Annotated in this window: 17 protein-coding genes; 4 read left to right on the forward strand and 13 right to left on the reverse strand. The window is 71.1% G+C overall.

Going from position 1 to position 22,926, the window contains the following annotated elements:
- Nucleotides 1-11: 11 nt before the first annotated feature.
- The 7 genes from bcsA to bcsB are packed head-to-tail and all read right to left on the reverse strand — an operon-like array spanning nt 12 to nt 12,954.
- Complete coding sequence (gene bcsA, locus DIE13_RS04125) at nt 12-2,549, reverse strand: UDP-forming cellulose synthase catalytic subunit (RefSeq protein WP_124825943.1); 2,538 nt, start codon at nt 2,547-2,549, stop codon at nt 12-14.
- Complete coding sequence (gene bcsQ, locus DIE13_RS04130) at nt 2,546-3,325, reverse strand: cellulose biosynthesis protein BcsQ (RefSeq protein WP_124825944.1); 780 nt, start codon at nt 3,323-3,325, stop codon at nt 2,546-2,548. The genes bcsA and bcsQ overlap by 4 nt, the downstream gene beginning before the upstream one ends.
- Nucleotides 3,322-3,531 carry a hypothetical protein gene (locus tag DIE13_RS04135; protein ID WP_124825945.1) on the reverse strand — a complete coding sequence of 70 codons (210 nt, stop codon included), beginning with the start codon at nt 3,529-3,531 and terminating at the stop codon, nt 3,322-3,324. Before DIE13_RS04135 ends, bcsQ begins: the two co-directional genes overlap by 4 nt.
- Nucleotides 3,528-5,495 (reverse strand): cellulose biosynthesis protein BcsE, encoded by a 1,968-nt coding sequence (gene bcsE / locus DIE13_RS04140; RefSeq protein WP_124825946.1) that lies wholly within the window; start codon nt 5,493-5,495, stop codon nt 3,528-3,530. Before bcsE ends, DIE13_RS04135 begins: the two co-directional genes overlap by 4 nt.
- Before the next feature lie 8 nt (nt 5,496-5,503).
- Nucleotides 5,504-9,427, reverse strand: a complete 3,924-nt coding sequence (locus DIE13_RS04145) for a cellulose synthase subunit BcsC-related outer membrane protein (protein ID WP_124825947.1) — start codon at nt 9,425-9,427, stop codon at nt 5,504-5,506.
- Nucleotides 9,412-10,620 (reverse strand): cellulose synthase complex periplasmic endoglucanase BcsZ, encoded by a 1,209-nt coding sequence (gene bcsZ / locus DIE13_RS04150; protein WP_124825948.1) that lies wholly within the window; start codon nt 10,618-10,620, stop codon nt 9,412-9,414. The genes DIE13_RS04145 and bcsZ overlap by 16 nt, the downstream gene beginning before the upstream one ends.
- A gap of 3 nt (nt 10,621-10,623) precedes the next feature.
- Nucleotides 10,624-12,954 (reverse strand): cellulose biosynthesis cyclic di-GMP-binding regulatory protein BcsB, encoded by a 2,331-nt coding sequence (gene bcsB, locus DIE13_RS04155; RefSeq protein ID WP_124825949.1) that lies wholly within the window; start codon nt 12,952-12,954, stop codon nt 10,624-10,626.
- 478 nt (nt 12,955-13,432) lie between these two features.
- Between bcsB and DIE13_RS04160 the strand changes: the two genes are divergently transcribed.
- Nucleotides 13,433-14,455 (forward strand): sensor domain-containing diguanylate cyclase, encoded by a 1,023-nt coding sequence (locus DIE13_RS04160; RefSeq protein WP_124825950.1) that lies wholly within the window; start codon nt 13,433-13,435, stop codon nt 14,453-14,455.
- 71 nt (nt 14,456-14,526) lie between these two features.
- Here DIE13_RS04160 and DIE13_RS04165 read toward each other — a convergent pair whose 3' ends face one another.
- The 4 genes from DIE13_RS04165 to DIE13_RS04180 all read right to left on the reverse strand — a co-directional run bounded on the left by DIE13_RS04165 (nt 14,527) and on the right by DIE13_RS04180 (nt 18,832).
- The gene (locus tag DIE13_RS04165; protein WP_124825951.1) at nt 14,527-14,979 is read right to left on the reverse strand and encodes a hypothetical protein; all 453 of its coding nucleotides are present in this window, start codon (nt 14,977-14,979) and stop codon (nt 14,527-14,529) included.
- Nucleotides 14,979-16,391 carry a phosphatase PAP2/dual specificity phosphatase family protein gene (locus DIE13_RS04170; RefSeq protein ID WP_124825952.1) on the reverse strand — a complete coding sequence of 471 codons (1,413 nt, stop codon included), beginning with the start codon at nt 16,389-16,391 and terminating at the stop codon, nt 14,979-14,981. The genes DIE13_RS04165 and DIE13_RS04170 overlap by 1 nt, the downstream gene beginning before the upstream one ends.
- Complete coding sequence (locus DIE13_RS04175) at nt 16,388-18,157, reverse strand: bifunctional alpha/beta hydrolase/class I SAM-dependent methyltransferase (protein WP_124825953.1); 1,770 nt, start codon at nt 18,155-18,157, stop codon at nt 16,388-16,390. Before DIE13_RS04175 ends, DIE13_RS04170 begins: the two co-directional genes overlap by 4 nt.
- A gap of 69 nt (nt 18,158-18,226) precedes the next feature.
- On the reverse strand, nt 18,227-18,832 hold the full coding sequence (locus DIE13_RS04180; protein ID WP_124825954.1) for a CDP-alcohol phosphatidyltransferase family protein: 606 nt from the start codon (nt 18,830-18,832) through the stop codon (nt 18,227-18,229).
- 457 nt (nt 18,833-19,289) lie between these two features.
- Between DIE13_RS04180 and DIE13_RS04190 the strand changes: the two genes are divergently transcribed.
- Together DIE13_RS04190 and DIE13_RS04195 are read left to right on the forward strand one after the other, a co-directional pair.
- Nucleotides 19,290-19,937 (forward strand): 1-acyl-sn-glycerol-3-phosphate acyltransferase, encoded by a 648-nt coding sequence (locus tag DIE13_RS04190; protein ID WP_124825955.1) that lies wholly within the window; start codon nt 19,290-19,292, stop codon nt 19,935-19,937.
- Nucleotides 19,938-19,970: 33 nt separating this feature from the next.
- Nucleotides 19,971-20,900, forward strand: a complete 930-nt coding sequence (locus tag DIE13_RS04195; RefSeq protein WP_098549107.1) for a phosphatidate cytidylyltransferase — start codon at nt 19,971-19,973, stop codon at nt 20,898-20,900.
- 136 nt (nt 20,901-21,036) lie between these two features.
- On the opposite strand, the gene DIE13_RS04200 is transcribed toward DIE13_RS04195, so the two are convergent.
- Both DIE13_RS04200 and DIE13_RS04205 read right to left on the reverse strand, forming a co-directional pair.
- On the reverse strand, nt 21,037-21,861 hold the full coding sequence (locus DIE13_RS04200) for a topoisomerase IV (RefSeq protein ID WP_124825989.1): 825 nt from the start codon (nt 21,859-21,861) through the stop codon (nt 21,037-21,039).
- Between the two features lie 42 nt (nt 21,862-21,903).
- Nucleotides 21,904-22,689: a hypothetical protein gene (locus tag DIE13_RS04205; protein ID WP_234745540.1), complete on the reverse strand. Its 786-nt coding sequence runs from the start codon at nt 22,687-22,689 to the stop codon at nt 21,904-21,906.
- A gap of 15 nt (nt 22,690-22,704) precedes the next feature.
- Between DIE13_RS04205 and DIE13_RS33260 the strand changes: the two genes are divergently transcribed.
- A complete protein-coding gene (locus DIE13_RS33260; RefSeq protein WP_260435037.1) occupies nt 22,705-22,890 on the forward strand; it encodes a hypothetical protein in 186 nt (61 codons plus the stop codon).
- Nucleotides 22,891-22,926 lie beyond the last annotated feature (36 nt).

A 22,926-nucleotide genomic window follows, 5' to 3' on the forward strand; every position in this document is an offset into this window, starting at 1 on the left:
TGAGCGCCGCGTCAGTCGCGCGCCCGATCGAGCTTCGGCGCCAGCATGGTCTGCACGCTGCGCGCCGCGCCCTTCCACATCCGTACGTACCCGTCGACGCCCACCTGCAGCACTTCCTTCAGCCCGCGCAGCGGCGTGTCGGGGCGCGAGCCCGCGTGCCAGTCGAGCCACGCGTCCGCGCGGCCGAACGTGCACTGCACGAGCTGGCGCTCCTGTTCGAGCGTGAGCGCCTCGAAGCTCACGCCGACGTGGGTCGGCGTCACGCGGCTCACACGCACCGGAAACGGGAACGGCCGGTCGCCGCGTGTCACGCACACCGTCAGCGTGTCGCCGACCGCAAGCGGCAGCCCCGGCACCGCTTCGAGACCGAGCCCGCCTGTCGAGTAGTCGCTCGTGAAGCAGGCGGCCGTCGAGCCGTCGGCGAGCAGCAGCGTCGCCGGCACCCGCATCGCGATCCGGTGCGTGACGCGTACCTGCTTCGTCTCGCGCGCAACCGCCAGCGCCGCGCCGAGCATCGCGAGGTTGTAGACGGTCCAGCCGAGCGTGATCAGGATCGTCGCCGCCTCGTCGCCCTGCTCGGCCACGAGCCGCCAGAGCCCCGCGACGACCGCGAGCACATTCAGCGCGAACAGCACGAGGTACGGCTTCGACGTCGACCAGTCGACGTAGCCTTCGTCGATCTTGCCGCCCTTGTCGGTCACGTTGAACTTGCCGTGCTTCGGGCTGAAGAACGCGACGGTGGTCGGCAGTGCGATGTACCACGCGAGCACCGATTCGTAGACCTCGGCCCAGAACGAATGGCGGTAACGCCCCTGCATCCGCGAGTTCGCGACGTTCGCGAGCACCAGGTACGGAATCACGTAGCTCGCGAGCGCGACCGACGATGCATTGATGAAGTACAGGTGGAAGAACAGGTACGCGAGCGGGATCGTCAGGAACACGAGCCGCGGAATCCCGTAGAAAAAATGCAGCATCGCGTTGCCGTAGCAGATCCGCTGCACGAAGCCGAGCCCGCGCCCGAGGAACGGGTTGTCGATGCGGAAGATCTGCGCCATTCCGCGCGCCCAGCGCGTGCGCTGCTTCACGTGGCCCGCAAGGCTTTCCGTCGCGAGGCCGGCTGCCTGCACGGTCGGCAGGTACGCCGACGTGTAGCCGCGGCGATGCAGCTTGAGCGCCGTGTGCGCGTCCTCGGTCACGGTTTCGACCGCGACGCCGCCCACCTCCTCCAGCGCGCTGCGCTTGAGCACAGCGCACGATCCGCAGAAGAACGTCGCGTTCCACAGGTCGTTGCCCGACTGCACGAGCCCGTAGAACAGGTTGCCCTCGTTCGGAATCTCGCGGAACGTGCCGAGGTTGCGTTCGAACGGATCGGGCGAGAAGAAATGGTGCGGCGTCTGCACCAGCGCGCACTTCGGGTCGCGCAGGAACACGCCCATCGTGGTCTGCAGGAACGAGCGCGTCGGCACGTGATCGCAGTCGAAGATCGCGATGTACTCGCCGTGCGTCTTCGGCAGCGCGCGGTTGATGTTGCCGGCCTTCGCGTGACGGTTGTCGTCGCGTGTCAGGTAGCCGATGCCCGCCTCTTTCGCGAACGCCTCGAACTCGGGACGCCGGCCGTCGTCGAGCAGGTACACGCGCAGTTTGTCGGTCGGCCAGTCGATGCTCTGCGCGGCGAACGCGGTCGGCTTCACGACCGACAGCGGTTCGTTGTAGGTCGGAATGTAGAGATCGACGCTCGGCCATTCGTCGGGATCGTCGGGCAGCGGCACGATCGGGCGATCGAGCGGCCACGCGGTCTGCACGAAGCCGAGCAGCAGGATCATCCACGTATAGGCTTCGGCGCCGTACAGGAGATAGCCGGCCACGGCCTCGACGGGGCTGCGGAAGTCGAGCGTCTGCGTCGTGCGCCACCACACGTAGCGCACCGTCGCGAGCAGCGCGAGCGATGCGAGCGCGAGGGTCGGCAGATGTCCGGGCAGGCGGCGCAGCGCGAGCGCGAGCATCGCGACGATCGCGAAGAACGCGAACTGCGCGTTGGGCATCAGCGGCGACATGCCGGCCGCGGCCCACAGCACCGCGCCGGCGATCAGCAGCAGCGGCGCCAGCCAGCGGTGCCGGCCGACGCCGTTCGCGCGCGCATCGAGCCAGCCGCCCCAGCGTGCCCACGGCAGGCGCTCGAACTGCATATTGACGCGCCGCGCGAGCGCGCGCGCCGCGACGTAGACGGGCACGACGAACGTGTCGAACCACGCAAGCGGATCGCGCGCGGGCCGGCCGTCGGCGCCGCGCGGCGCACGCACGATCGCGCGCCACAGCCATTCGCGCGGGCTCAACGGCTGCAGCACGCCCCAGTCGCGCGCGAGCCGCAGGAAGCCGGTGCGCGCCCAGCGGCGCACGGGGTCGGGCCGCCCGGGCGGCGGCGCATGGAAGAACAGCCGCACGAGCCAGTCGAGCAGCGTGCGCTGCACCGGCAGCCCGATGCCGCGCGCGCACCAGTCCGTCACGCGGCGGCGGGCCACGCGCCAGCGCGACGCGGATGCGCCCTTCATCGCGACGCTCCCGCACGGTCGGCCACGGCCGCCGGGAGCCACGTATCGACCCAGTTCGCGACGCCGTTCAGGTCGTGCGACGCCTGAGAATAAGGCGCGTCGTCGAAAATCCAGCTGCCCCGCGCAAGCGTTTCGGGCACGGCTGCATCGACGTGGATGCGTTGTTCGAGCATCGACGCCGGCCCCGCGACCGCGCGGAGCATCCCGAGCGCGTCGCGCTGCATGTCGCGCGCCGGGTTCAGCCGGTTCACGACGATCTGCAGCTCGCCGCCACCGGCGCGCAGCGCGTCCAGACGCGCGGCGAGCGTCGCGCATGCCGCCGGTTCGGGCGGCACGACGACGAGCGTCAGGTCCGCGCGGCGAATCGCTTGCTCGGCCTGTGGCGACGGATAGCGTGCGGTGTCGACCAGCACGACCCCGTCGGCCGGCAGCGCGATCTCGTCGAGCGCGCGCGACAACCAGGCGGAATCGGCCACGAGCCGCGCGTCGCACGCGGCGGCGCCCGCCGCGTCGACCTGCCCATACGGCACGAACAGCACGCCGTCTGCATTGCGCCATGTCTGCGCGTGCCACGGCGCGGCGTCGCCGAGCAGGCTGTGCGCGAGACCGTGTTCGGGCAGCGTGTCGAGCCCGAGCGACGCGCCCATCAGGTTCTGCGCGTCGAATTCGACGGCGACGACCGGCCGGCCGCGGCGCGCGAGCAGCACCGCGAGCGCGGCGGCGAGCGTCGTGCGGCCCGCGCCGCCCGTCGTCGACGTAATGGCGATCGTCTTCATCGCGACGCCTCGCCGGTGCGGCCCGCATCGGGCAGCAGGCGACCGCGCAGCGCCACCGGCACGAGTTCGCACGGCACCGCTTCGCGCCGGTTGATCCCGCGCGGCGCATGGAAACCGCGGCCGATGCCCAGGTGCTGAGCGACAATCCACACCGGCACCGCGATCGCGAGGCCGACGATGAAACCGATGACGAGTTCGGCGATCATGCGCCCTCCGGCTTGCGCAGCGGCATCGCACTGCGAATGGCGCCGCGCGCACGCGCGGCGGGAAATACGGAAACCTGCGCCGGCGCATCGGCGGCCGGCACGGCGTCGGCATCGGCCCGCGCGAGCGGCCGCGCCGCATCGATCGGCCTGTCGGCCGCGCCCGGCATATCGCTCGCGCCACCCGGTTCCGCGCGCCGTGCGACCTCGCCCGCGCGTCCGGCCGGCACCTGCGGCGCGGCAGCGGGTCGCGCCACTGCAAACAGGTCGCTGTAGTCGGCGATCGGCGCGCGCCGGTTCTCGGTCTTCAGCGCATCGAGTTCCTTGTCGATGCTTTCGTGCCCGAGACACACGACGCGATCCGACAGCGTATCGACCGGCACGTCGAAGATCCGCGCGAGTGCGTCGCTCGCATCGGCCGGCTCGCATGCGAACAGGAACACGTACAGGTGTCCGGCATCGGCCGTCACGACATCGCCCGCGCGGCGCGGCCGGCAGCGCCGCAACGCATCGACGTGCGACACGCCGGGCAGCAGCGCGATCTTCGCGAGCGTGTGCGGCAGCGACAGCACGGCGCCGCGATCGAGCACCGCGCGGATGCGCAGGCAGAACGCGCCGACCGGCAGGTAGCCGAGCACCGAATCGCCGAGCGCGGCCGCGAGCGCCGCACGATAGTCGGGCGCGACGGGCCGCGCATAGAGTTGCCCGCGCAGCGCGTGCACGGCGGCCTGCAGGCGCGACATTGGCAGGTCGCGCGCGACGACGCGATTCGCGCCGACGCTCAGCAGCAGCATCTCGAACTGCTGGCGCAGCACCTCGTCGCGTTCGACGATCGCGATCTTGAGTGCGCCACCGCACTGCCGGCGCAGCGCGTGAACCGCCGCGCACAGCGCTTCGAGCTGCGCATGCGAGCGGAATGCCAGCACCGCGGTCGCGGCCTGTGCGTGTGCGCAGGCGGTGACGACTGCCGCGTTGTCGTCGACGATCTCCCAGTCGGCGGGCACGCGGCTCGCGTCGTCGAGTATCGCGCGGCTGACGACGACACGGTCCTCGTCGGTCGCGAGCTTCATCCTGCGTGCGGGCTCGGTCGCGTCGCCGTCGGCGATCGCGGCGAGCCGGCCGCTCGGCGCAAAGCGCAGCGGCCGCACTTCGCCGGCCGCGAGCATGTCGCCCGCGCGCCAGAAATCGACGACCCACAGCAGCTCGCCGTGGGTGCGCTGCAACTGCGCGACACCGGAGCACACGCCGTGGAATTCGCCCCGCGGCGCGCGGCCCGCATCGCGCACGAGCGGCGGATCGTCGGTGGTCGAATCGGCATCGGCACGGGCGATCTCCGGATCGAGCAGCAACACGAGCGCGATCCGGTGCGTGCGGCACCAGTCGGCAAGCGCGTGCCCCTCTTCCGCGAGCGCGGACGGATCGTCCCAGCTTAACCAGCGCTGCGCGCCTTCGATGAAATACACCGAGCGCGCACGAAAACCGTAGCGCTTCATCGCACGCAAGCCGCCCGTGAGTCGCGCGAACGGTCCGGGCGCCGCGCGGCGCGGCGCGTCCGGTTCCGTCGCGGCGTCGCCGTCTGCCGGCCCGGTGGCCGGCGGCATCGCCAGCACGTTCAGGTTGCGCGGCCAGCCGGCCGGATGTGCGCCGCCCGCGAAGCCGCACGCCTGCATCCGCGCGGCGACGCGCGCGGCGTCCCGTGCGAGCACCACCGTCACGTCGCGCGTGCGCGACTGCCGTGCGCTTTCCCAGACGAGCGCGTCACAGGCCGGCGTGCCGGCGGCCGCATACACGGCATACAGGCCGCCCGCTTCGAGCGGCGTCCACGCATCGGGCAGCCCGTCGATCGCGAGCCGGCTCAGCGGGCCGGCGCGACCGCCGGCCGGGCCCGTGCGCAGCAGCAGGCGCAGGCGACCCAGCAGGCCGGCGGCGCCGAGCGCGGGACGAGTCGCATCGATTTCGGTATTCACGCGTTCCCCTAGTAATCCGAATAAAGCTGCACTGGCGTCGGCGTGACGAGCCAGTTGCGCTCGGCGCGCGCATCGAATGCGTAGCGCAGATACACGAGCGCCGAGCTCGGCGCATAGTCGTGCGAACGGTCCACATGCAGTTGCGCACCGACGCTCAGGTGTGGATTCACGCGGTACTCGACGATGCCGTTCACGCCGTACGAGAACGACACGCCACGCGTCGAGCTGCCCGCATAGACCAGGCCGGCCGCCTCCTGCGCGGCGCGCTGATCCGCAAAGGTCGGGTAGAACAGCGAGTCCTTCTCGTAGCTGTTCGAGATCCCGGCCGTGACGGTCAGGTCCCACGACAGCGCGTCGCGCCGCCCGGCCCATTCGATCGGCACGCCGAGCGACAGATAGCGCTGCGGGCTGTAGTAGCCGCCCTGCCCGTACGTGTAGTAGCGCAGGTTCTGCGCGTAGTGCCACGCATTGCCGACGAGCCCGGTGCTGACCTTCATCGTCGCGCGTTCGTACACGGGCACCGTGAAGCCCGAGCGCAGCGTGACTTCCGCGTTGCGCTCGACGTTGTTGCCCGACAGCACGCCCGCGCCGAGTTCCGCGAACAGGTTCACGCGGCCGATGTCGACCGACCCGCGCAGGTTCACGCCGTCGCGGCGCACGCCGCCCCACACCGCGCCGGTCCAAGGATCGCGCATTCCCGCATACGACAGCACGCTGCTCGTTTCCGGCCGCCGCGACGCATTCACGGTGAAGCTCGCCGGGCCTGCGTCGAAGCGATAGCGTACGCCGCCGACCAGGTAATGCACCGGGAACCCGAGCGGCGACGTGCCGAGATCGAAGCGCCACGCGTCGGTGCGATAGCCGGCGCCGATCGCGACGCCCGTCGTCGGCTGGTGCAGGTCGCCCTGCCGATTCGCGATCGCCCCGGCGGCCAGCAGATTCCACGGAAACATTGACGAGCCGGCCAGGGCCTTGAGCCCCCCGTAGGTCCCGAAGGTTTTCAGCGAATACGCGTCCGGGTCGCTCGTATCGAGCGTGCCGGCGTCCAGATGCACGGTGTCGAGCTGCAGGAACGCATGCCCGTCGTAACGCACCGGCATCTGCATGTAGACCGGCACCTGCTGCGCGCGGTACGCGGAAATCCCTTCGTCGCCCGACTTGTACGCGGGCAGCCAGCCGATCTCGATCTCCGGGTTGCGCCGCTGCTCGAGATCCGCGAAGGCGGCCTGCGCGGGCGTGCGGCCGTCGCGGCCCGGGCTCACGCCGCTCGTGCGTTCCTGCGACTGCGACAGCCGGTACAGCGACGCGGCATCGTCGTAGCGGCCCTGCGCTTCGGCCACGCGCCCGGCCGCGACCGTTACGTCGGCGCGCGCCGGGTAGGCGGCCTGCAACCGGTCGGTCACCTGCGCGGCTTCGTCCGGGCGGCGCAGCGCATTCAGGCGGCGCACGACCGACAGCCGCGTATCGACGTCGTCGTCCGGCGTGCGGCCAAGCACGGCCTGCACGCGTGCGAGCGCGGCCGCGCGATGGCCGCTGTCCTCGTCGATCCGCGCGAGCGCGAGCTGCGTATCGGCATCTTCCGGCATGCGCGCGACGACCGGCGCGAGCGCATCGCGCGCCGCATCGTAGTGGCCCTGCGCGCGTTCGAGATCGGCCAGTTCGAGCGCGTAGCGCTTGTCCTCGCGGCCAGCCGGGCTCGCGCGAGAAAGCAGCGTGCGGGCACGCGCATAGTCCTGTTGCGCGATCGCTTCGTCGGTCTGTCGCAGCACGAGACGCAGCGACTGATCCTCGATCCTCGCGGTCTGCGCGGGCGTCAGTCCGGGTTCGCGGCGCAGCGTGTCGAGCCACGCGGCGAGCGCATCGTCGCGCCCCGCGCTGCCGAGCAGGTCGCCGTAGCGCAATCGCACGTCCACATCGGCGTCCTTCGGATGCGCGGCGATCCAGTCGTGCAGCGGCGCAAGGCCGCGCCCGGGTTCGCCCGCGTCGATCCACTGCGCGCCGATCGCGGCGAGCATGTCGGGATCGTCCGGCGCGCTCGCCTGCGCATGCGCGAGCGACGCGGCGAACGCCGCGCGATCGCCGCGACCGAGCGCGCCGCGCGCGTCGGCCAGCGCACTTTCGGCGTCGAGCTTGCGCGCGAGCGCATGCATGCCGTCCGTGCGGTGCGGATCGTCGACGCCGGCAAGCGCCGCCCGTGCGCCGGCGACGTCGTCGATCGAATTGCGATACAGCGCGCTCGCATAATGCATCTCGGGCGTGTCGCCTTGCGCGAGCCCGTCGTCCATCACCGTGCCGCCGAGCTGCGGCAGCCCCATGTCGCGGTAGAGCCGCGCGAGCGCGAAGCGCGTCCACGCCGCGTCGGGCGCCGCGCGCACCGCCGCTTCGTAGCGCTGCGCGGCCGGCCCGCGTTCGCCCTTGTCCGCCAGGGCCTTCGCCTGGCTCGCGAGCAGATCGGCGCGCAGGCCGTCGAGCGCGTGGCGATCGTCGCGGCCCGTCACGCGGCCTTGCAGCGCATCGAGCAGCGGGCCGATGCGATCGGCACGGCCGGTGTTTTCATACAGCGTCGCGGTCCCGCGCACGGCCGACAGGCTCGGCGAGCGCGCGGCCAGCAATTCGCGCAGCAACGGCTCCGCACGCGCCCAGTCGCGCTGCGCGAGCAGCGCATCGGCGAGCTGCAGCTTCGCGTCCGGGCTGTCGGGCTGCATCGCGAGCGCGGCGCGCGCCGCCTGTTCGGCATCCTGCGCACGCCCTGCCGACGCCGCCGCGCGGCCTTGCGCGAGCAGCCCCCAGAACTGCGCGGTGCGCGCGAGGCTCTGCCATTTGCCGCGCTGGTCGGTCGCGAGCGTCGCCGCCCGCGCGAACAGCGCGCGCGCTTCGTCGTGCCGGCCTTCGCGCAGACGCAGCATGCCGAGGCCGCCCACCGCATCCGCGTCGTCGGAGCGCGCCCGCGCGGCGCGCGTGAGCAGCGGCTCGGCCGCCGCCAGATCGCCGCGCGCGAGCGCCTGCAGGCCGCGCTGCTGCGCGATGTAATCGGGATCGCGCTCGAGCCGGCGCTGCGCATCGCGCTGCCGGTCGAGTTCGGCGACGCGGTCGCGAAACTCGGTGTCGTCCGGTACTAGCGCGAGATACGCATGCAATGCGTCGGCATACGCGGGATCGATGCCGGCGGACTGCAGCACGTGCCGCCACACGGCCATCGCTTCGATATGGTCCGCGTCGACGCGCTTCGCGAGCGACCATGCGATCCGGTTCGCCTCCGGGCGCGTGTCGTCGCGCTGGTTCAGGAGCCGCGCAAGCGCCAGCGCCGCGCCGGTGTCCTGCTGGTCGGTCGCCACCGCACGGCGCAACGCGGCGATCGCGGGCTCGCGCCCGCCCGGCGCGTTCGCGACGATCTGGTAGTACTCGGCGCCGAGCGCACCGGAGGGCGCGCCGTTCGGAAACAGCGCGACGATACGCTTGGCCGCTTCGTCCGCGCGGCCGCTGCGCGCGAGCAGGCGGATCTGCGCCATCTCGCCGCGGCCGCTCGTCGCGACGCGGTACTCGTCGGCCGCGCGCCGCGTGTCCGGCGCACTCGGCGCACTCGCCTGCAGCCGCGCAAGCGCGGCCTGCGCGCCTTTCGCATCGCCGAGCCGCAACAGCACGCGCATCTGCTCCGCGAGCAGTTCAGGATCGTTCGGCGCGATCAGCAGCCCCTTGCGCACCGCATCGCGCGCGAGGTCGTCGCGATGCTTGACGCCCCACATGCGGGCGGTCGCGAGCTGGCGCTGCGCGTCGGTGAGATCGGCCGCGGCCGGCGCCGGCACCGGTACGGCATTCGGCACAACGGCTTTCGGCGCGACAGCGACCGCGGCCGGCGCGGCCACGCAGACCGACGACGCGAGCCATGCGAATCCGGCGACGCGCGGCGCGGCGCGCTTCATCGGGCCGCGCATGAACGGCCCTCCCAGCGCGCCTCGAGCGAACCGTCCGCGTCGAACCGGTAGCGGCCGTCGCGCCAGCCGAGGCCGAACAGCGTCAGCACGCTCGTGTAGTAGCCGGGCGCCGTCTGACGCGCGAGCGTATCGACCCGGGCGGCTTGCGCATCGGCGAGCGCGTGCTGGCCGCGGGCGTCGAGGAACGGCACGGCCGCCGCGGAAAAACCGCCGTTGCCGTCGTTCGGCCCCGCGACGCCGGTCGTCGTGTCGACCTTCTCGGGCGGCGCGCCATGGGCGGCGATGTAATCGGCGAACGGCGCGAACCGCGCGAGCATTGGCGCGGCGAGCGGATCGGTGCGGTCGAGCATGCCGGCCCACAGGTACACGCGGATCGCGTTGTACGCGCTTTCCGCGTGCGTCTGCGGATCGGGGCCGAAGCCCGTACCCGGCCGATACAGCGCCCAGTCCGGCGAAAAACCCTTCGGCGCGGTGTCGAGCAGCACGCGGCCGGTGCTGGCCGCAAGCGCCGCCCAGCGGCGGTCGTCGGGTAGCCGCGCGGCGAGCCCGCGGATCACTTGCGGCGGCGAATAGCTCGGGTTCACGCGGTACTGGCCGTCGGCCAGCTTGAAGCCGACCGGCCCGGGCAGCAGCGTGATGCCGAGGCCCGGCACGCTCGCCGTCTCGTCGTCGAGCACCCGCTTCGCCAGCAGCGCGCCGCGCGCGGTGTAGCTGCGCTCGCGCCACAGCCGCCCGGCCTCCAGGAGCGTGTAAGCGATCCACAGGTCGGCATCCGACGCCGCGTTCGCGTCGAGCACGCGCCACGTGCCGTCCGGCGCGCGGCCCCACAGCCACGCCGGCAGACGGGCGCTCAGGTCGCCTTGCGCGAGGTTGTTCTCGGTCCATGCGAGGATCGTGTCGAACGCGCGCCGGTCGTTCGCGACGAGCGCGAAGAACAGTCCATACGCCTGCCCCTCCGATACCGTGCGCGAATCGGCCGAGCCGACGTCGATCACGCGGCCGTCGGTCGACACGAAGTCGCGCTTGAACGCATCCCAGCGCGGCCACGCCGCGCTGCATTGCGCGTCGGCCGCGCCGCTTTGCACCGCCTGCGCGTCACCGGACGCGCAGGCGGCCGCGACGGCCAGCAGGAGCGCCGTGCCGACGCGGCGCGCCGGCTGCGTGGCCCGTCGCCTTGCGATTGCCCGCGCCATCCGTTACATCCCCCGTCGACGCGCGGCGATTCTCTGCAGCACGCTGAACACGCCGAGCGCGAGCAGCAGCCCCGCGACGACGCCGACCGCGCCGAGCACGAGCGGGTGCCGCGCCGCGTGCGTCCAGACGCGCGCATACCACGGCACGAAGCCGACCACGTACGGTTCGCCGACGCGCAGGCTGTCGACCTGCCCCGGTCTCACCAGCGCGAGGTCGCCCTGCAGTTGGGACACGAGGCCGGGCTTCTGGAACACATCGAGCAGATCGCCCAGGTGCGACTGGTCCGTCGCCGTCAGCGCGACGACGCTGCGACCGTGGCTGCCCGGCAGCTCGAAACCGGCGAGCGCCGCGAGCGGGCCCGACTGTTCGATGCGCGCGCCGCCGTTGGCCAGCCCGACGCCGTTGCGCCAGCTTTCCTTAACCGAGAACGCGACACGCGTCGCGCCCACGCCGGCCTGCTCGTCGATCGCGAGCGGCAACGACGCGCGCCACTGCGACAGCAGCGGCGACGCGGGCGAGCCGTCGATCACGAGCAGATCCTTGCGGCCGGCCAGCGCGGCGACGTCGCCGGGTCGCGCTACCTGCACGCGCAGCGCCGGGAAGCCCGTCCACTGCCCCATGTGGCCGAGCATCGTCAGATAGGCTTCGAGCTCCTGCGGCGACGGACGATCCGGTATCACGACGGCCGTCTGCGACAGGTCGGCGAAGCGCGTGAACGGGAAGCCGCTGTTCGCGAAGAACGCGAGGTTCGGCAATTGCGCGTAATGCACGAAGTGCGAGAAGTCGATCGTCGAATCAGGGTCGATCGCCGCGCGCTGCGGTTCGCTCGCGGAGCTCGAGCAAAGCCCCGTCTTCTGCGAATCGAGCGTGAAGCGGAACTGCAGCTGGTTGCCGCTGCCGACGCGGAACGCCGGAATGTCGACGTCGCTCGTCACGCGCCCTTCCGGCACCGACAGCAGCGGCAGCTGCATGCGCCCGCGCGCATCTTCCGCATGGGCCGGCCCGAGCCGGTACGACTTCACGAGCTGATCGTTGATCTCGACGGCGAGCGTCGAGTTGTCCTGCACGGTCGGCGCCGTATAGCGGTAACGCAGCGTAATCGGCACGCCCGAGCCGTTCCACGAATGGAGATCGGCCGGCACGCGCAGGTTCAGGCGGATCGCGTCGGGCGTCGTGCCGCGCACTTCGAGTTCGCGCGGGTCGGACACGAGTTCGCGGAACGTGATCGGCCGGTTCACCGGCAGCCAGCGCGGCGCGTCGTACGGCTTGCGCGGCGCGCCGAGATCGACGTGCGCGACCGTCGCCGCCGGCCCCGACAGGGCCGCGCGGCCGAGCACGAGCGTCGCGACTGCGTCGTCGACTTCGGCCGCCGTGCGGCCCGTCACCACCAGCAGCTTGCGGCCCGGCGCGGCCGGGTTGTCGGTGACGGCGAGCATCGGGCCGTTGACGGGCGGCAGCGCGAGGCCGGCCGGCAACGTCGCGGCCGTGCCGACCACCACCGCCTGGTCGTCGGCCGGCAGCGCCGAGCCGACCGGGAAACGCGCCTGCCGGTAGTCGGCCTGCGCGCCGAACCACGACGCGAGCACGCCGGCACTGCGCACCGTCGCCGAGTCGGGCGACGCGGGCAGCACGAACGGCAGCCGCAACAGCCCGTTGTCGCGCCGGTCGAAAAACGGCGCGGGCAGCAGCGCGAGATCGTTCGGCAGGCGCACCGGCGATTCGTCGAGCAGCAGTTCGCTCGTCGGGCTCACATCGGCCCACAGCGCCGAGTTCGACGGATCCTCGCAATGATCGAGCGTGTAATGCGCGATCAGGCGCAAGCCGATCTGGTTGAAATCGGAGAAGTAGCGCGGATCGATCGGGATGTCCTGAGTGACCGTGCGGCCCGCGTGCGGCGCGTCGAACGGCACGGTCGCGACCACCTCGCCGTTCACCGACACCTTCAGGTGCGACATCGGGAACACGAGCGACGGCGAGTACGCGTAGGTCAGGCGCAATCGCGCGCCGGTGACCACGCGATCGAGCCGCACGCCGGCGTTGATCGTGCGTGCGTCGTCGGCGCCGCGCAGGCGCAACGGATCGAACGCGCCGAGCGACGCGAACGGCAGGTGCACGGTCGTCACCGGCAGGCCGGCCGATGCGGCACCGGCCGCGCTGGCCGCCGCCGGCGCGGCCGCGAGCACCGGTGTATTCGCTGCGGCGGCAGACGCCCCGGCGGCGCCCCCCGCAGCGGACGCCGGCACCGCCGGCATCGGCGCGGCCGACAGCGCAGCCGCATGGAACGCGCCAAACGTGGCGACCGACAGGAGGAGCAACGACGCGGCGGGCCTCATGCGCGGCGCCCCATCGTCTCGATCACCCGGTCATCAAGCGCGTCGCAAGCCGCGCGCGCAAAGCAGCCATGCCCTTGAATGCACATCCCCACTGCTTCCCCTCAATTGTCTGGCCTGAATGCATTTATCGAAACGACGCGGCGAATTGCCCGATTGCCGATTCGCTCTGCTTCGTGCGCCTGGCACTGGCGCTCGCTCATTCGTCACACTATCTCAAAAATAGGACAAAACTTACCCCGATTCGCAACGACGAGGCGAAAAAAACTCAGTTCGGTCGGAAATACTGAACTCAGCGGATGAATGGCAAGAATTGCGTCGTTGCTGTCGGCCGGACCGACCGGCATACTGCCGGCGCGGATTGGGGATGGCAGGACACCGGCGGCCCATTGCGGGTCGCCCGAAACGCGCTGCCGCCGAGCGGCGCGTATGCTACCGCAAGCGCACGCATCGCGCCGCCCTTTATTCATGGAAAACTGACTTGGATCAAATCATCGATACCGTCACCCCGTCCCCGGCCACGCTGCTGCGCATCATCGCCACGCAAACCGAGATCGCGAAACTCGGCCTCGACCTCGGCAGCGTGATGGCCTATGTGACCGAGCAGGTGCCCCACCTGACGGGCGCGAGCGGCGCGGCGGTCGAGTTCGCCGAAGGCGACGACATGGTGTACCGCGCCGCGTCGGGCTCCGCCGCCGGGATGCTCGGGCTGCGGCTGCGCCGCTCCGGCAGCCTGTCGGGCCTGTGCGTGACGCGCGGCGAATTGCTGCACTGCACGGATTCGGAAACCGACCCGCGCGTCGATCGCGACGCGTGCCGCCGCGTCGGGCTGCGCTCGATGCTCGTGATGCCGCTCACGCACGCGGACACGACGGTCGGCGTGCTGAAGGTGATGTCGCCGAACGTCGACGGATTCTCGGCCGCCGATGCCGGCGCGCTGCGGCTCACGGCCGAGCTGATCGCCGCCGCGATGTTCCACGCGGCACGCAACGAGGCGAACGAACTCTATCTGCGCGCGACGCACGACGCGCTCACCGGCCTGCCGAACCGCGCGCTGTTCTACGACCGTCTGCGCCAGTCGATGCACACCGCGCTGCGCGCGAACGGCCGGCTCGGCATCCTCAACATCGACATGGACGGGCTCAAGCCGATCAACGACGGCTACGGCCACCGCGCGGGCGACGCCGCGCTGCGCGAGATCGCCACGCGGATGCTCGGCGCGGTGCGGCGCGCCGACACGGTCGCGCGCGTCGGCGGCGACGAATTCGCGGTGATCCTGCCGAACGTCGGCGGCCGCGACGATGTGGACGCGCAGCGCGTGCGGCTCGCGCAGCAGGTCGGCGAACCGTTCGAATTCGAAGGACGTCCGCTTGCGCTCGGCGTCAGTGTCGGCGCCGCGCTGCTGCCCGACGACGGCACCGACATGAACGCACTGATCGAGCATGCGGACCGGGCGATGTACGAGGCGAAGCGGATGCGGGGGCCGCGCGCGGGGCGGGCGTGACCCATGACGCACGGCGCACGACACGCGGATAGCGGCCTGGCGCCGCAACCGCGTGCCCCGTACCTGTACCGCTAACCGACTTGCGGCAGCGCGATCGCGATCCCGACCGCGGTCCACTGCACGATCGCGATCAGCACGCCGGCCCGGCACAACCCGACCGCGCCGCGCACGCGCGCGTCCAGCGCCCGCCCCAACTTCCCTTCGTCGATCCAGCCGAGATCGGCAAGCGCGCGGTCGAGCGCGGTCAGCCCGTCGTCGACAGGCGCGTCGCCCGACGCCGCGCGTGCCAGCGCGGCGAACAGCCGCCGGTCGATCTCGATGCGCACCGCGTACCACAGCGCGGCAATCCCCGACCCGGTGCTGATCACGGCCAGCAATACGCGCGCGATCGTTGCCGGCGCCCAGCCCGACGCGATCCACCAGCCGGCGCCCGCCGCGGCCAGCGCGGCCGCGATCGCCCACGCGCCCGCATCGAGCGCGCCGCGTGCGGCGGCAATCCTGAAGGGTGAGGACGGATCGCGCATCACACGCCTCCCGTGACCCGGCGGCGATCGATCCAGTCCTGCAGCACGGCCACGCCGTCGTCCGACCAGACCGCATGCGGCCGCACCGCGCGCACCGCCGCAAGCGCTTCGCGCGCGTCGCCGAACCCGCGCCGTGCCGCGAGCCACGCGGCCGCGCACAGCACGCTGCGCCCATAGCCCAGCGCGCAACAAACCAGCACCTCGCGCCCTTCGCGATGCAGCCGTTCGAGCGCCGCGACGGCCGCCGCGAGTTGCGCCGCGCTCGGCGCGACGAGGTCGAGTTGCGGCACCGCCGCATACGCCAGCGAAGCGTCTGCCGCGACCCAGCGCGGCATCTCCGCCGTGAGGTCGACGAGCGCGGTGAAGCCATAGCGCCGCATGTCGCGCGTCGTCGGCGTACGGCCGATCGACACGCGCTCGTCGATCCGCGCCGGCACCGGCTGCCGGAAGGTCCACAGCCTCGAATTGACGAACGCGCCGGCGATCGTCGGCGCGAACAGCCAGCGGATGAACACCGGAAAGCGGCCCGCGTCGTCCTTCTGGAACGCACCGGGCGCCCCGCGCCGGTAGACCCACGCGACGCACGCGAGCCCCAGCGCGCCCCATCCCGCCGCCAGCGCCCAGCCCGGCGCATGCGACACGCAGTAAAGCGCGACGAGCGCGGCCAGTGCCGCACCGAGCGCATAGCGGCGCGCGAGCGCGCGAGCGGCGCCGGACGGCGAGCCTTCCGCGCCCGGCAGGCGGCCCGCGGCATCGCGCAACGGAAACAGGAACAGCGCGAAGCAGCCGACGGCCGCGCCGGTCGGCACGTCGATCGCATGATGCTGGTAGGTCGTGAGCACCGACACGCCGATCGCCGCGAACCACAGATGGAGCATGGCGCGCGCGGCCGTGCCGCGCAGATGCTTCGCGTAGACGGCCCACAGCACGACGAGCAGCCCGATATGCAGCGAAGGCGCCTGGTTGTACGGCTTGTCGAAGCCCATCAGCAGCGTGAACAGCGCACCGGCCACACCGCCCGCGCCGGGCCGCTCGAAGCCGAAGCGCAACGGCCACGCGATGAAGCACGCGACCGACACGAGCTGCACGGTCAGCAGCCGCTTCACGTGATCGAGAAGGTCGTCGCGCCGCGTCCAGAACAGGAACGACAGCGCGTACAGCAGGTCGATCGACCAGTACGGCACGATGGTCCACGGCACGAACGGAATCGCGTGCTCCCAGCCGAATGCGAACGTCGGCACCGCGGCGCGGTGCGCGGCGAGCCAGTTCGCGAAGCCGTACGTGGAGAAGAACACCGCGCCCATCGCCGCGAGCCAGCCGACGCGCAGCGCGAGCGATGCGTCGCGCGGGCCGGCCGCCGCCCCGACCATACCACCGCCCACGCCGCTCGTGCCGCCGCCGAGCGCGCTCATGATGCGTCGACCCGCTGCGCGAGACTCACCGTGAAAATGCCCATCTCGTCGATCCGCTGGTCGAGCTTGCGGAACCCGGCGCGCGCGACGAGTTCGTCCATCTCGGCCTGCGACCGGCGGCGCATCACCCACGTCGCGTCGCCGCGGTGATTGTTCAGCGCCCGCGCGATGAATTCGAGCTGCGGATGCCACGGCTGCCCGGTATAGACGAGATAGCCGCCGGGCGGCACCGCATGCGCGAGCCCGCGCAGCGAGCGCTCGATCAGCGCGTTCTCGCCGAACAGTTCATACAGCCCGGACACGATCGCGAGCGTCGGGCGCGGCTCGAGCGTCGCGAGCGACACTTCGTCGAATGCGTCGCCACGCTCGAAACGCGCGATCGGATCGAGGCCGCGCTGCGCGATCAGCACGCGCCCGGCCTCGACGTTCGGCGGGCTGTAGTCGCGCAGCGTGATGTCGTCGGGCGCCGCGCCGTCGCGCTCGGCAACCGTCGCGATCGCATCGAGCACATAGCGTCCGTGACCTGCCGCGATGTCGACGATCCGTACCGGCTCGCCCTGGCCGCGCAGCCGGCCGATCGCCGCACCGATCAGTTCCTGCAGATGCACCTTGCGCTGGCGGATGCCGACCCAGCCCGGCGAATCGAGATACGTGCGGTCGATCAGCGCGCCGACGCCGAGCCGCCCCTGCGCGCGGTTGCGGTACACGTAGTCGAGCGTCGAGCCCGAATCGAAGCCGAGCCGCAGCCCAAGCGCGATGCCGTCGGACAGCGCGCCACCGAGCTTCAGGCCAGCCCGCGTGATCGCCCAGTACGCACGCGCGAACGGGTTCGCGGGCGGCCGGCCGAGCGCCGAGTATTCGTCGTGGAACGCGCCGCGCCGGTCGGCATCGGCGAGCGACACGCGCGGGCTCGGCGTATCGAACTCGCGCAGCACGAAGGTGCGCAGCGGCGCGAGCGCCTGCGCGCGATCGCGCTCGCCCAGCGTGTCGTGATAGAAGCCCGGCAACACAATGCGCTCCTTGCGGGCGGCGCCGAGCCGCTCGAAGAAGCGGTCCTGCGGGCCACGATGCACGACCCAGTCGGCGCCCGAGATCAGCAACTGCGTCGGCACGGTGATCGCGGCCGCATCGGCGACGATCCGCTGCGCGGTGTCGTGCAGGTCGAGCAGCATGTTCACGGCGATCGGCCGCGTGATCAGCGGATCGGCCGCATAGCTCGCGATCCGTTCCGGGTCGTGCGTGAGGAATTTCGGCTTCACGTAGCTGTTCACGTAGAAGAGGCCGCGCAGCTTGTGCATCAGCCGCAGCCCCGGCCGCGCGAACGGTACGTACAGCTTGATGTGGAACGCCGGCGACGCGACGACGAGGCAGCGGATCGGCGGCGCGTAATCGTGCGCCCAGGTGGCCGCGAGCACCGCGCCGACGCTCTGGCCGATCACGGCCATGTCCTCGATCGCGATGCCGTGCGTGTCGCGGATATGCTCGACGAAGGTCTGCAGGTCGCGCACCGATGCGGCCGCGCTCGGGCTGTAGCCGCGCGCGCCGGGCGAGCGGCCGTGGCCGCGCGCATCCCATGCGAAAAATGAGAAATCCGGCAGGTCGAGTTCGTCGACGAGGTGCGCGACGCGCGCCGAATGTTCGTGGCCGCGATGCAGCAGCACGATCGCGCCGCGGCAGCGCGGGCCCGTCGCGGGCCAGTGACGATAGAACAGCGTTTCGCCGTCGTGCGTGATGAAGTCGGCCTCGCGGGCCATGCGTGCGCTCATGCGTTTCTCTCTCGTTTCGTTATTCGAATCATGCGGCGCCGCCCTCCGGCGCCGATCAGCCTGCCGCCGTCAACCGCCCGCTTCGGCGATGCCGGCCTGCACGCGCCGCACCGCCGTCACGATCGACAGCACGATCAGCAGCCGCCACAGCCACGCGGCGACGCTGCCGACCGGCAAACCGAAACCGATCCACAGCGCGAATGCGCCGAGCGCGAACGCGCGGTCGCTCTTGCCGAACGGGCCGTCGTAGCGGCGCGTCGCACCGACGAGCGGCCCGATCAGGCCCGCGCATTCGACGATGACCGCCGTCAGCGCGAACAGCCAGACGTCTGCCGGAGCGAACGCGGGAATCGCGAGGAACGGCAGCACGAGCGCGATATCGGACACGACGTCGCCGAGCTCGTTCAGGTACGCGCCCAGCGTGCTCTTCTGTCCGTGCTCGCGCGCGAGCATGCCGTCGATCGCGTTCAGCGCCATCCGTGCGAACAGCCAGATCGGAATCAGCAGGAACAGCACGCGCGCGAACACGCCGAGCCCGGCCAGCGCGCCGACGACGATCGAGCCGCCGGCTGCGAACAGCGTGACCTGATTGGCTGTGATGCCGCGCTCGGCGAGCGAATCCGCGAACGGACGAAGACGATTCTGGAATTTCGGTTTGAGTGCGTAGAGGCTCATCGTTTTATTGGTTCTGCACGTCCGGACACGTTTGCAACCGCCCTGCCCAGGGCAGCGCAACCGCCGGCGGCGGCTGTCGACAGGTGGTCGTATCGTCGCCGAGCGGCCCCGAAGCGTCAAGCCGCACGCCGGCCGTGCCGCGCCGGGCAATCTGGCGTTTTCGGCGGAAACTCGCGATAATCCGCTGGCGCCGTGAGCGCAGTCATCCGTTCGAACTGCACACGGGCGCTCGTGCAACAGCCGATTTTCACGCCGTCGACCGGCGCATTCGCCGCGAAGCAACGTCGCGCGAATCGTCCGATTATCGCGGCCCTGCGGCCCTGCGACAGGCAGCCACGAATTTGAAAAAACTTGAACAATGGCCGTCCGGCGCGCATCCAGCCGCGCCGGCATTCCGGGATTCCGCCTGCCGCGCCTGCGCGGCCGCGCGGGCATGCACGCAGGAGGCGCCGCGCCGATGAACATCCTGAACGTCTGGCAGCGCGATTTCCTGCTGTCCATCGTGCGACTCGTCGCCGGCGCGTATCCGGTCTGGCACCAGGCGCCGCCGTCGTCGACGCAGAAGATCTACTTCTCGAACCATACGAGCCACATCGACACGCTCGCGATCCTCGCCGCGCTGCCGCGCGACGTGCGCGCGGTCGTGCGGCCCGTCGCAGCGCGCGACTACTGGGACAGCAGCGACCTGAAGCGCCATATCGCGCAAAAGCTGCTGAACGTCGTGCTGATCGACCGTCACCGCGAAAACGGCGGCGACCCGCGGGGCGGCCATCCGCTGGAGCCGGTGCGCGATGCGCTGCGGCAAGGGCACTCGATCATCATCTTTCCGGAAGGCACGCGCGGCGCCGACATGTTGCCGCAGCCGTTCAAGAGCGGACTGTTCCATCTCGCAACCGAGTTTCCGAACGTCGCGCTGACACCCGTCTATCTCGAGAACCTGCAGCGCATCATGCCGAAGGGCGCGATCTGGCCCGTGCCGCTGATCTGCAAGGTGCACTTCGGCGCGGACGACGCGCTCGGTGCCGACGAAGACAAGCCGACCTTCCTCGCCCGCATGCGCGACGCGATCGTCGCGCTCGCGCCGCCGCAGCGGCCGGCCGGCTGAACGCGCGTCCCTCTCCCTTTTCCGGATATCCCCATGCGAACTCTCTTCTGGGAACTGGTCGCGGGCGTCACCGGCGTGCTGGTGATCGCGACCCTGATCGGCGCGATCCTCGGCGCACGCAGCGGCGGCACCAGCGCGACGATCGTCAACCTGAACCAGCGCATCCGCGCGTGGTGGGCCATGATCGCGATCATGGTCATCGCGATCGGCCTCGGCAACAACGTCACGTATCTGGTGTTCGCGCTGCTGTCGTACCTGACGCTGCGCGAGTTCATCACGCTCACGCCGACCACCGCGAGCGACCACACGACGCTCTTCATCGCATTCTTCGTCGCGATTCCGGTGCAGTATCTGCTGCTCGGTATCAACTGGTACGGGATGTACTCGATCTTCGTGCCAGTGCACCTGTTCTTCGCGATGTCGCTGGTGTCGGCGCTCACGCAGGACACGCGCGAATTCCTGAGCCGCAACGCGAAGATCAACTGGGCGTTGATGGTGTGCGTGTACGGGCTGAGCCACGCGCCGGCCGTGCTGATCCTCGACATTCCGCACTACGCCGGACAGAACGCCCTGCTGCTGTTCTTCTTCCTGTTCGTCGTGCAGATCAGCGACGTGCTGCAATACGTGGTCGGCAAGCTGTTCGGACGGCGCAAGATCGCGCCGCGCCTGTCGCCGTCGAAGACGGTCGAGGGCTTCATCGGCGGCGGCCTGCTCGCGACGCTGTGCGGCGCGTCGCTGTATCGCGTGACGCCGTTCAGCTTCGGCGCGGCGTTCGGGATCTCGCTCGCGATCGTGATCGCGGGCTTCGTCGGCGGGCTCGTGCTGTCGGCCGTGAAGCGCTCGCTCGGCACGAAGGACTGGGGTTCGATGATCGCGGGCCACGGCGGAATGCTCGATCGCGTCGACTCGATCTGCTTCGCCGCGCCGGTGTTCTTCCACCTCGTGCGCTATCTGTACGTATGATGCGCGGCAAGGACGCATCGAGGGAAACCGGCCGGCGACGGCATCCACGCGGCGGTGCGGCCGGCTCCGCACTCACGTCGCGCGCCCGGGCCATGCCGCCCGTCCCCACGCCGCGCCGATCGGCCTGCGCCCCCGCTCAGTACCCTTCCCGCAGCGCCCTCGGCACCACGTAACGCCCGCGCGTCGCGTCGAACTTCACCGTGTAGCGCGCATGGATGTCCTTGCCGCCGCGCTCGCCCGTCTCCGTGACCGTCAGCGGATAGACGTCGCCCGTGCCCGCCGTGTCCGGCACGATCGCGAACGTGCGGCTCTCGCAATGCGACTTCGCGTTGCCGCAATCGAGCGACCCGCTGTTGTCCATCGTTTCGTTGATGCGCGGCGCGGCTTCGACGATCGCATTGCCGAGCGGCAGCCAGATCGACCGGCTCGCCTGCGTATAGCCCTGCAGCGTGATGCCCTCGCCGATCACGAAGCCGAACAGGTGCGGGCCGAGCCGCTCGATGCGCACGGTGCCGGGCTCGCCGCCCTTGCCCGACGCGATGTCCGTCTTCCTCACGACGGGCTCGAGCGTGGCGCCGTCCTGGGTCGGTTTCAGCACGTACAGGTCGATCGTGCCCGTCGTGCCTTCCGAATCCATGCCCGGCATCCCGTTCTGGACGGCCGCCTCGGTCTCGCCGCACATCGCGAGCAGCGTGCGCGGGCCGTCGGCCGTCGCGACGCGCAGCGAGCCGCACGACGCGTAGATGAAGTCGCCCGCATCCGACTGCCAGCCCTTGCGGTCGGCGCGCCACGTGCCGTACGTGTCGCGGATGAACTTTTGCAGCTGACGCTCGGGATGGACCGGCTCGGCCGCATGGACAGGCGACACCGCCGCGAGCGCAGTGAACACCGCGAGCGCGGACAGCACGGCGAGCGTGGCCGCGAATGGCGTGACGCGGGTTTTCGGGTTCGGGACGTTCATGAAGGCGTTCGATTCGAGGGAAAAGGTCATGCGGGAGTGCGATCAGGGTTGCCGCGGCGCGATGCCGGTGCCGTCGGGTTTCAGCCGCGCGCTCCGCACCCAGCCGTCGGCCGTGCCGTGCGTGCGCGGGTTCAGATACGTGACCGACGTGAACCGGCCGTATTCGGTCCGCGCGTCGACGTGATCGTACTCGACGATGAACAGGCCGTCGATCCGGCACGCGTCGTCCGGCGCGGAGAAGAGCGGCAACCGGCCCTTGCCCGTCACGACGCGCCCGGCGTCGCCGCCCGTCACGTAGTCGCCTCGTGCCTGCGCGCGGCGGTTCAGTGCGTCGCAATCGACGGCGCCGGGCGTGGCCGCGGCGGTGTTGGCGGGTGCGGCCGGCGGCGCGATGCATGCCGCCACATAGCGCGACAGCGCGTGCCGGTCGATCTTCAGCACGTCCGGCCGCTCGGGATCGCGCGTGATGTCGAGCGCGCGCAGCGCATGCGTGTCGAGCGTGACCCAGCCGATCGTCGCGTCGCGGTTTGGCGTGCCCCGACGGTCGGGCGTCACGAACAGCCGGACGCCCTCCACGCCTTCCGGTTGACCGGTCAGGGCCGCGGGTTCGGCATGGATCGCGCGCCGGTCGAACGCGGTGTGCCGCAGCGCCGGCACGACCAGCTGCGTGAGCCGTTCGTCGCACGCCCCGGACGATGCCGCGTGAGCCGCATGCATGGCGGCCGCTCCGGCACCCGCCAGCGCGACGCACACGGCAAGCGCCGCGAACCGGCGGCCGCGCACGGCCTCGCCATTCGCGCCGGCCGGCGTTACGATCTCGTTCTTCATTCCAGGATCCGGTCGATGCGCGCGGCCCGTGCCGCACGCGAGCCCGTAGCGTACACGCTCGGTGCGGCATCGCAAGCGCGCGGCGCGCCGGTCCGGCCCGACATGGACACACGCATGAACCTGAGCTTGCAGGACGTCGCCTGGCACCGGTCGGTCGGCTCGTCGAGTCGCTCGACCAGCCCGGTTTCTGGCTCGCGCTGATCCGGCTGATCGAGGAATACGTCGCGATCGACAGCT

It is taken from the genome of Burkholderia sp. Bp9016, from assembly GCF_003857765.1.
Lineage (GTDB): Bacteria > Pseudomonadota > Gammaproteobacteria > Burkholderiales > Burkholderiaceae > Burkholderia.

Bases quoted from the DNA above. Each gene is read 5' to 3' on its own strand.
- DIE13_RS04205 (WP_234745540.1), bottom strand. From the start codon at position 22,689: ATGAAGAACGAGATCGTAACGCCGGCCGGCGCGAATGGCGAGGCCGTG.
- bcsB (WP_124825949.1), bottom strand. From the start codon at position 12,954: ATGAGGCCCGCCGCGTCGTTGCTCCTCCTGTCGGTCGCCACGTTTGGC.
- DIE13_RS04145 (WP_124825947.1), bottom strand. From the start codon at position 9,427: ATGCGCGGCCCGATGAAGCGCGCCGCGCCGCGCGTCGCCGGATTCGCA.
- DIE13_RS04195 (WP_098549107.1), top strand. From the start codon at position 19,971: ATGCGAACTCTCTTCTGGGAACTGGTCGCGGGCGTCACCGGCGTGCTG.
- DIE13_RS04190 (WP_124825955.1), top strand. From the start codon at position 19,290: ATGAACATCCTGAACGTCTGGCAGCGCGATTTCCTGCTGTCCATCGTG.
- bcsZ (WP_124825948.1), bottom strand. From the start codon at position 10,620: ATGGCGCGGGCAATCGCAAGGCGACGGGCCACGCAGCCGGCGCGCCGC.
- DIE13_RS04180 (WP_124825954.1), bottom strand. From the start codon at position 18,832: ATGAGCCTCTACGCACTCAAACCGAAATTCCAGAATCGTCTTCGTCCG.
- DIE13_RS33260 (WP_260435037.1), top strand. From the start codon at position 22,705: ATGCGCGCGGCCCGTGCCGCACGCGAGCCCGTAGCGTACACGCTCGGT.
- DIE13_RS04170 (WP_124825952.1), bottom strand. From the start codon at position 16,391: ATGAGCGCGCTCGGCGGCGGCACGAGCGGCGTGGGCGGTGGTATGGTC.
- bcsA (WP_124825943.1), bottom strand. From the start codon at position 2,549: ATGAAGGGCGCATCCGCGTCGCGCTGGCGCGTGGCCCGCCGCCGCGTG.
- DIE13_RS04165 (WP_124825951.1), bottom strand. From the start codon at position 14,979: ATGCGCGATCCGTCCTCACCCTTCAGGATTGCCGCCGCACGCGGCGCG.
- DIE13_RS04200 (WP_124825989.1), bottom strand. From the start codon at position 21,861: ATGAACGTCCCGAACCCGAAAACCCGCGTCACGCCATTCGCGGCCACG.
- DIE13_RS04175 (WP_124825953.1), bottom strand. From the start codon at position 18,157: ATGAGCGCACGCATGGCCCGCGAGGCCGACTTCATCACGCACGACGGC.
- bcsQ (WP_124825944.1), bottom strand. From the start codon at position 3,325: ATGAAGACGATCGCCATTACGTCGACGACGGGCGGCGCGGGCCGCACG.
- DIE13_RS04135 (WP_124825945.1), bottom strand. From the start codon at position 3,531: ATGATCGCCGAACTCGTCATCGGTTTCATCGTCGGCCTCGCGATCGCG.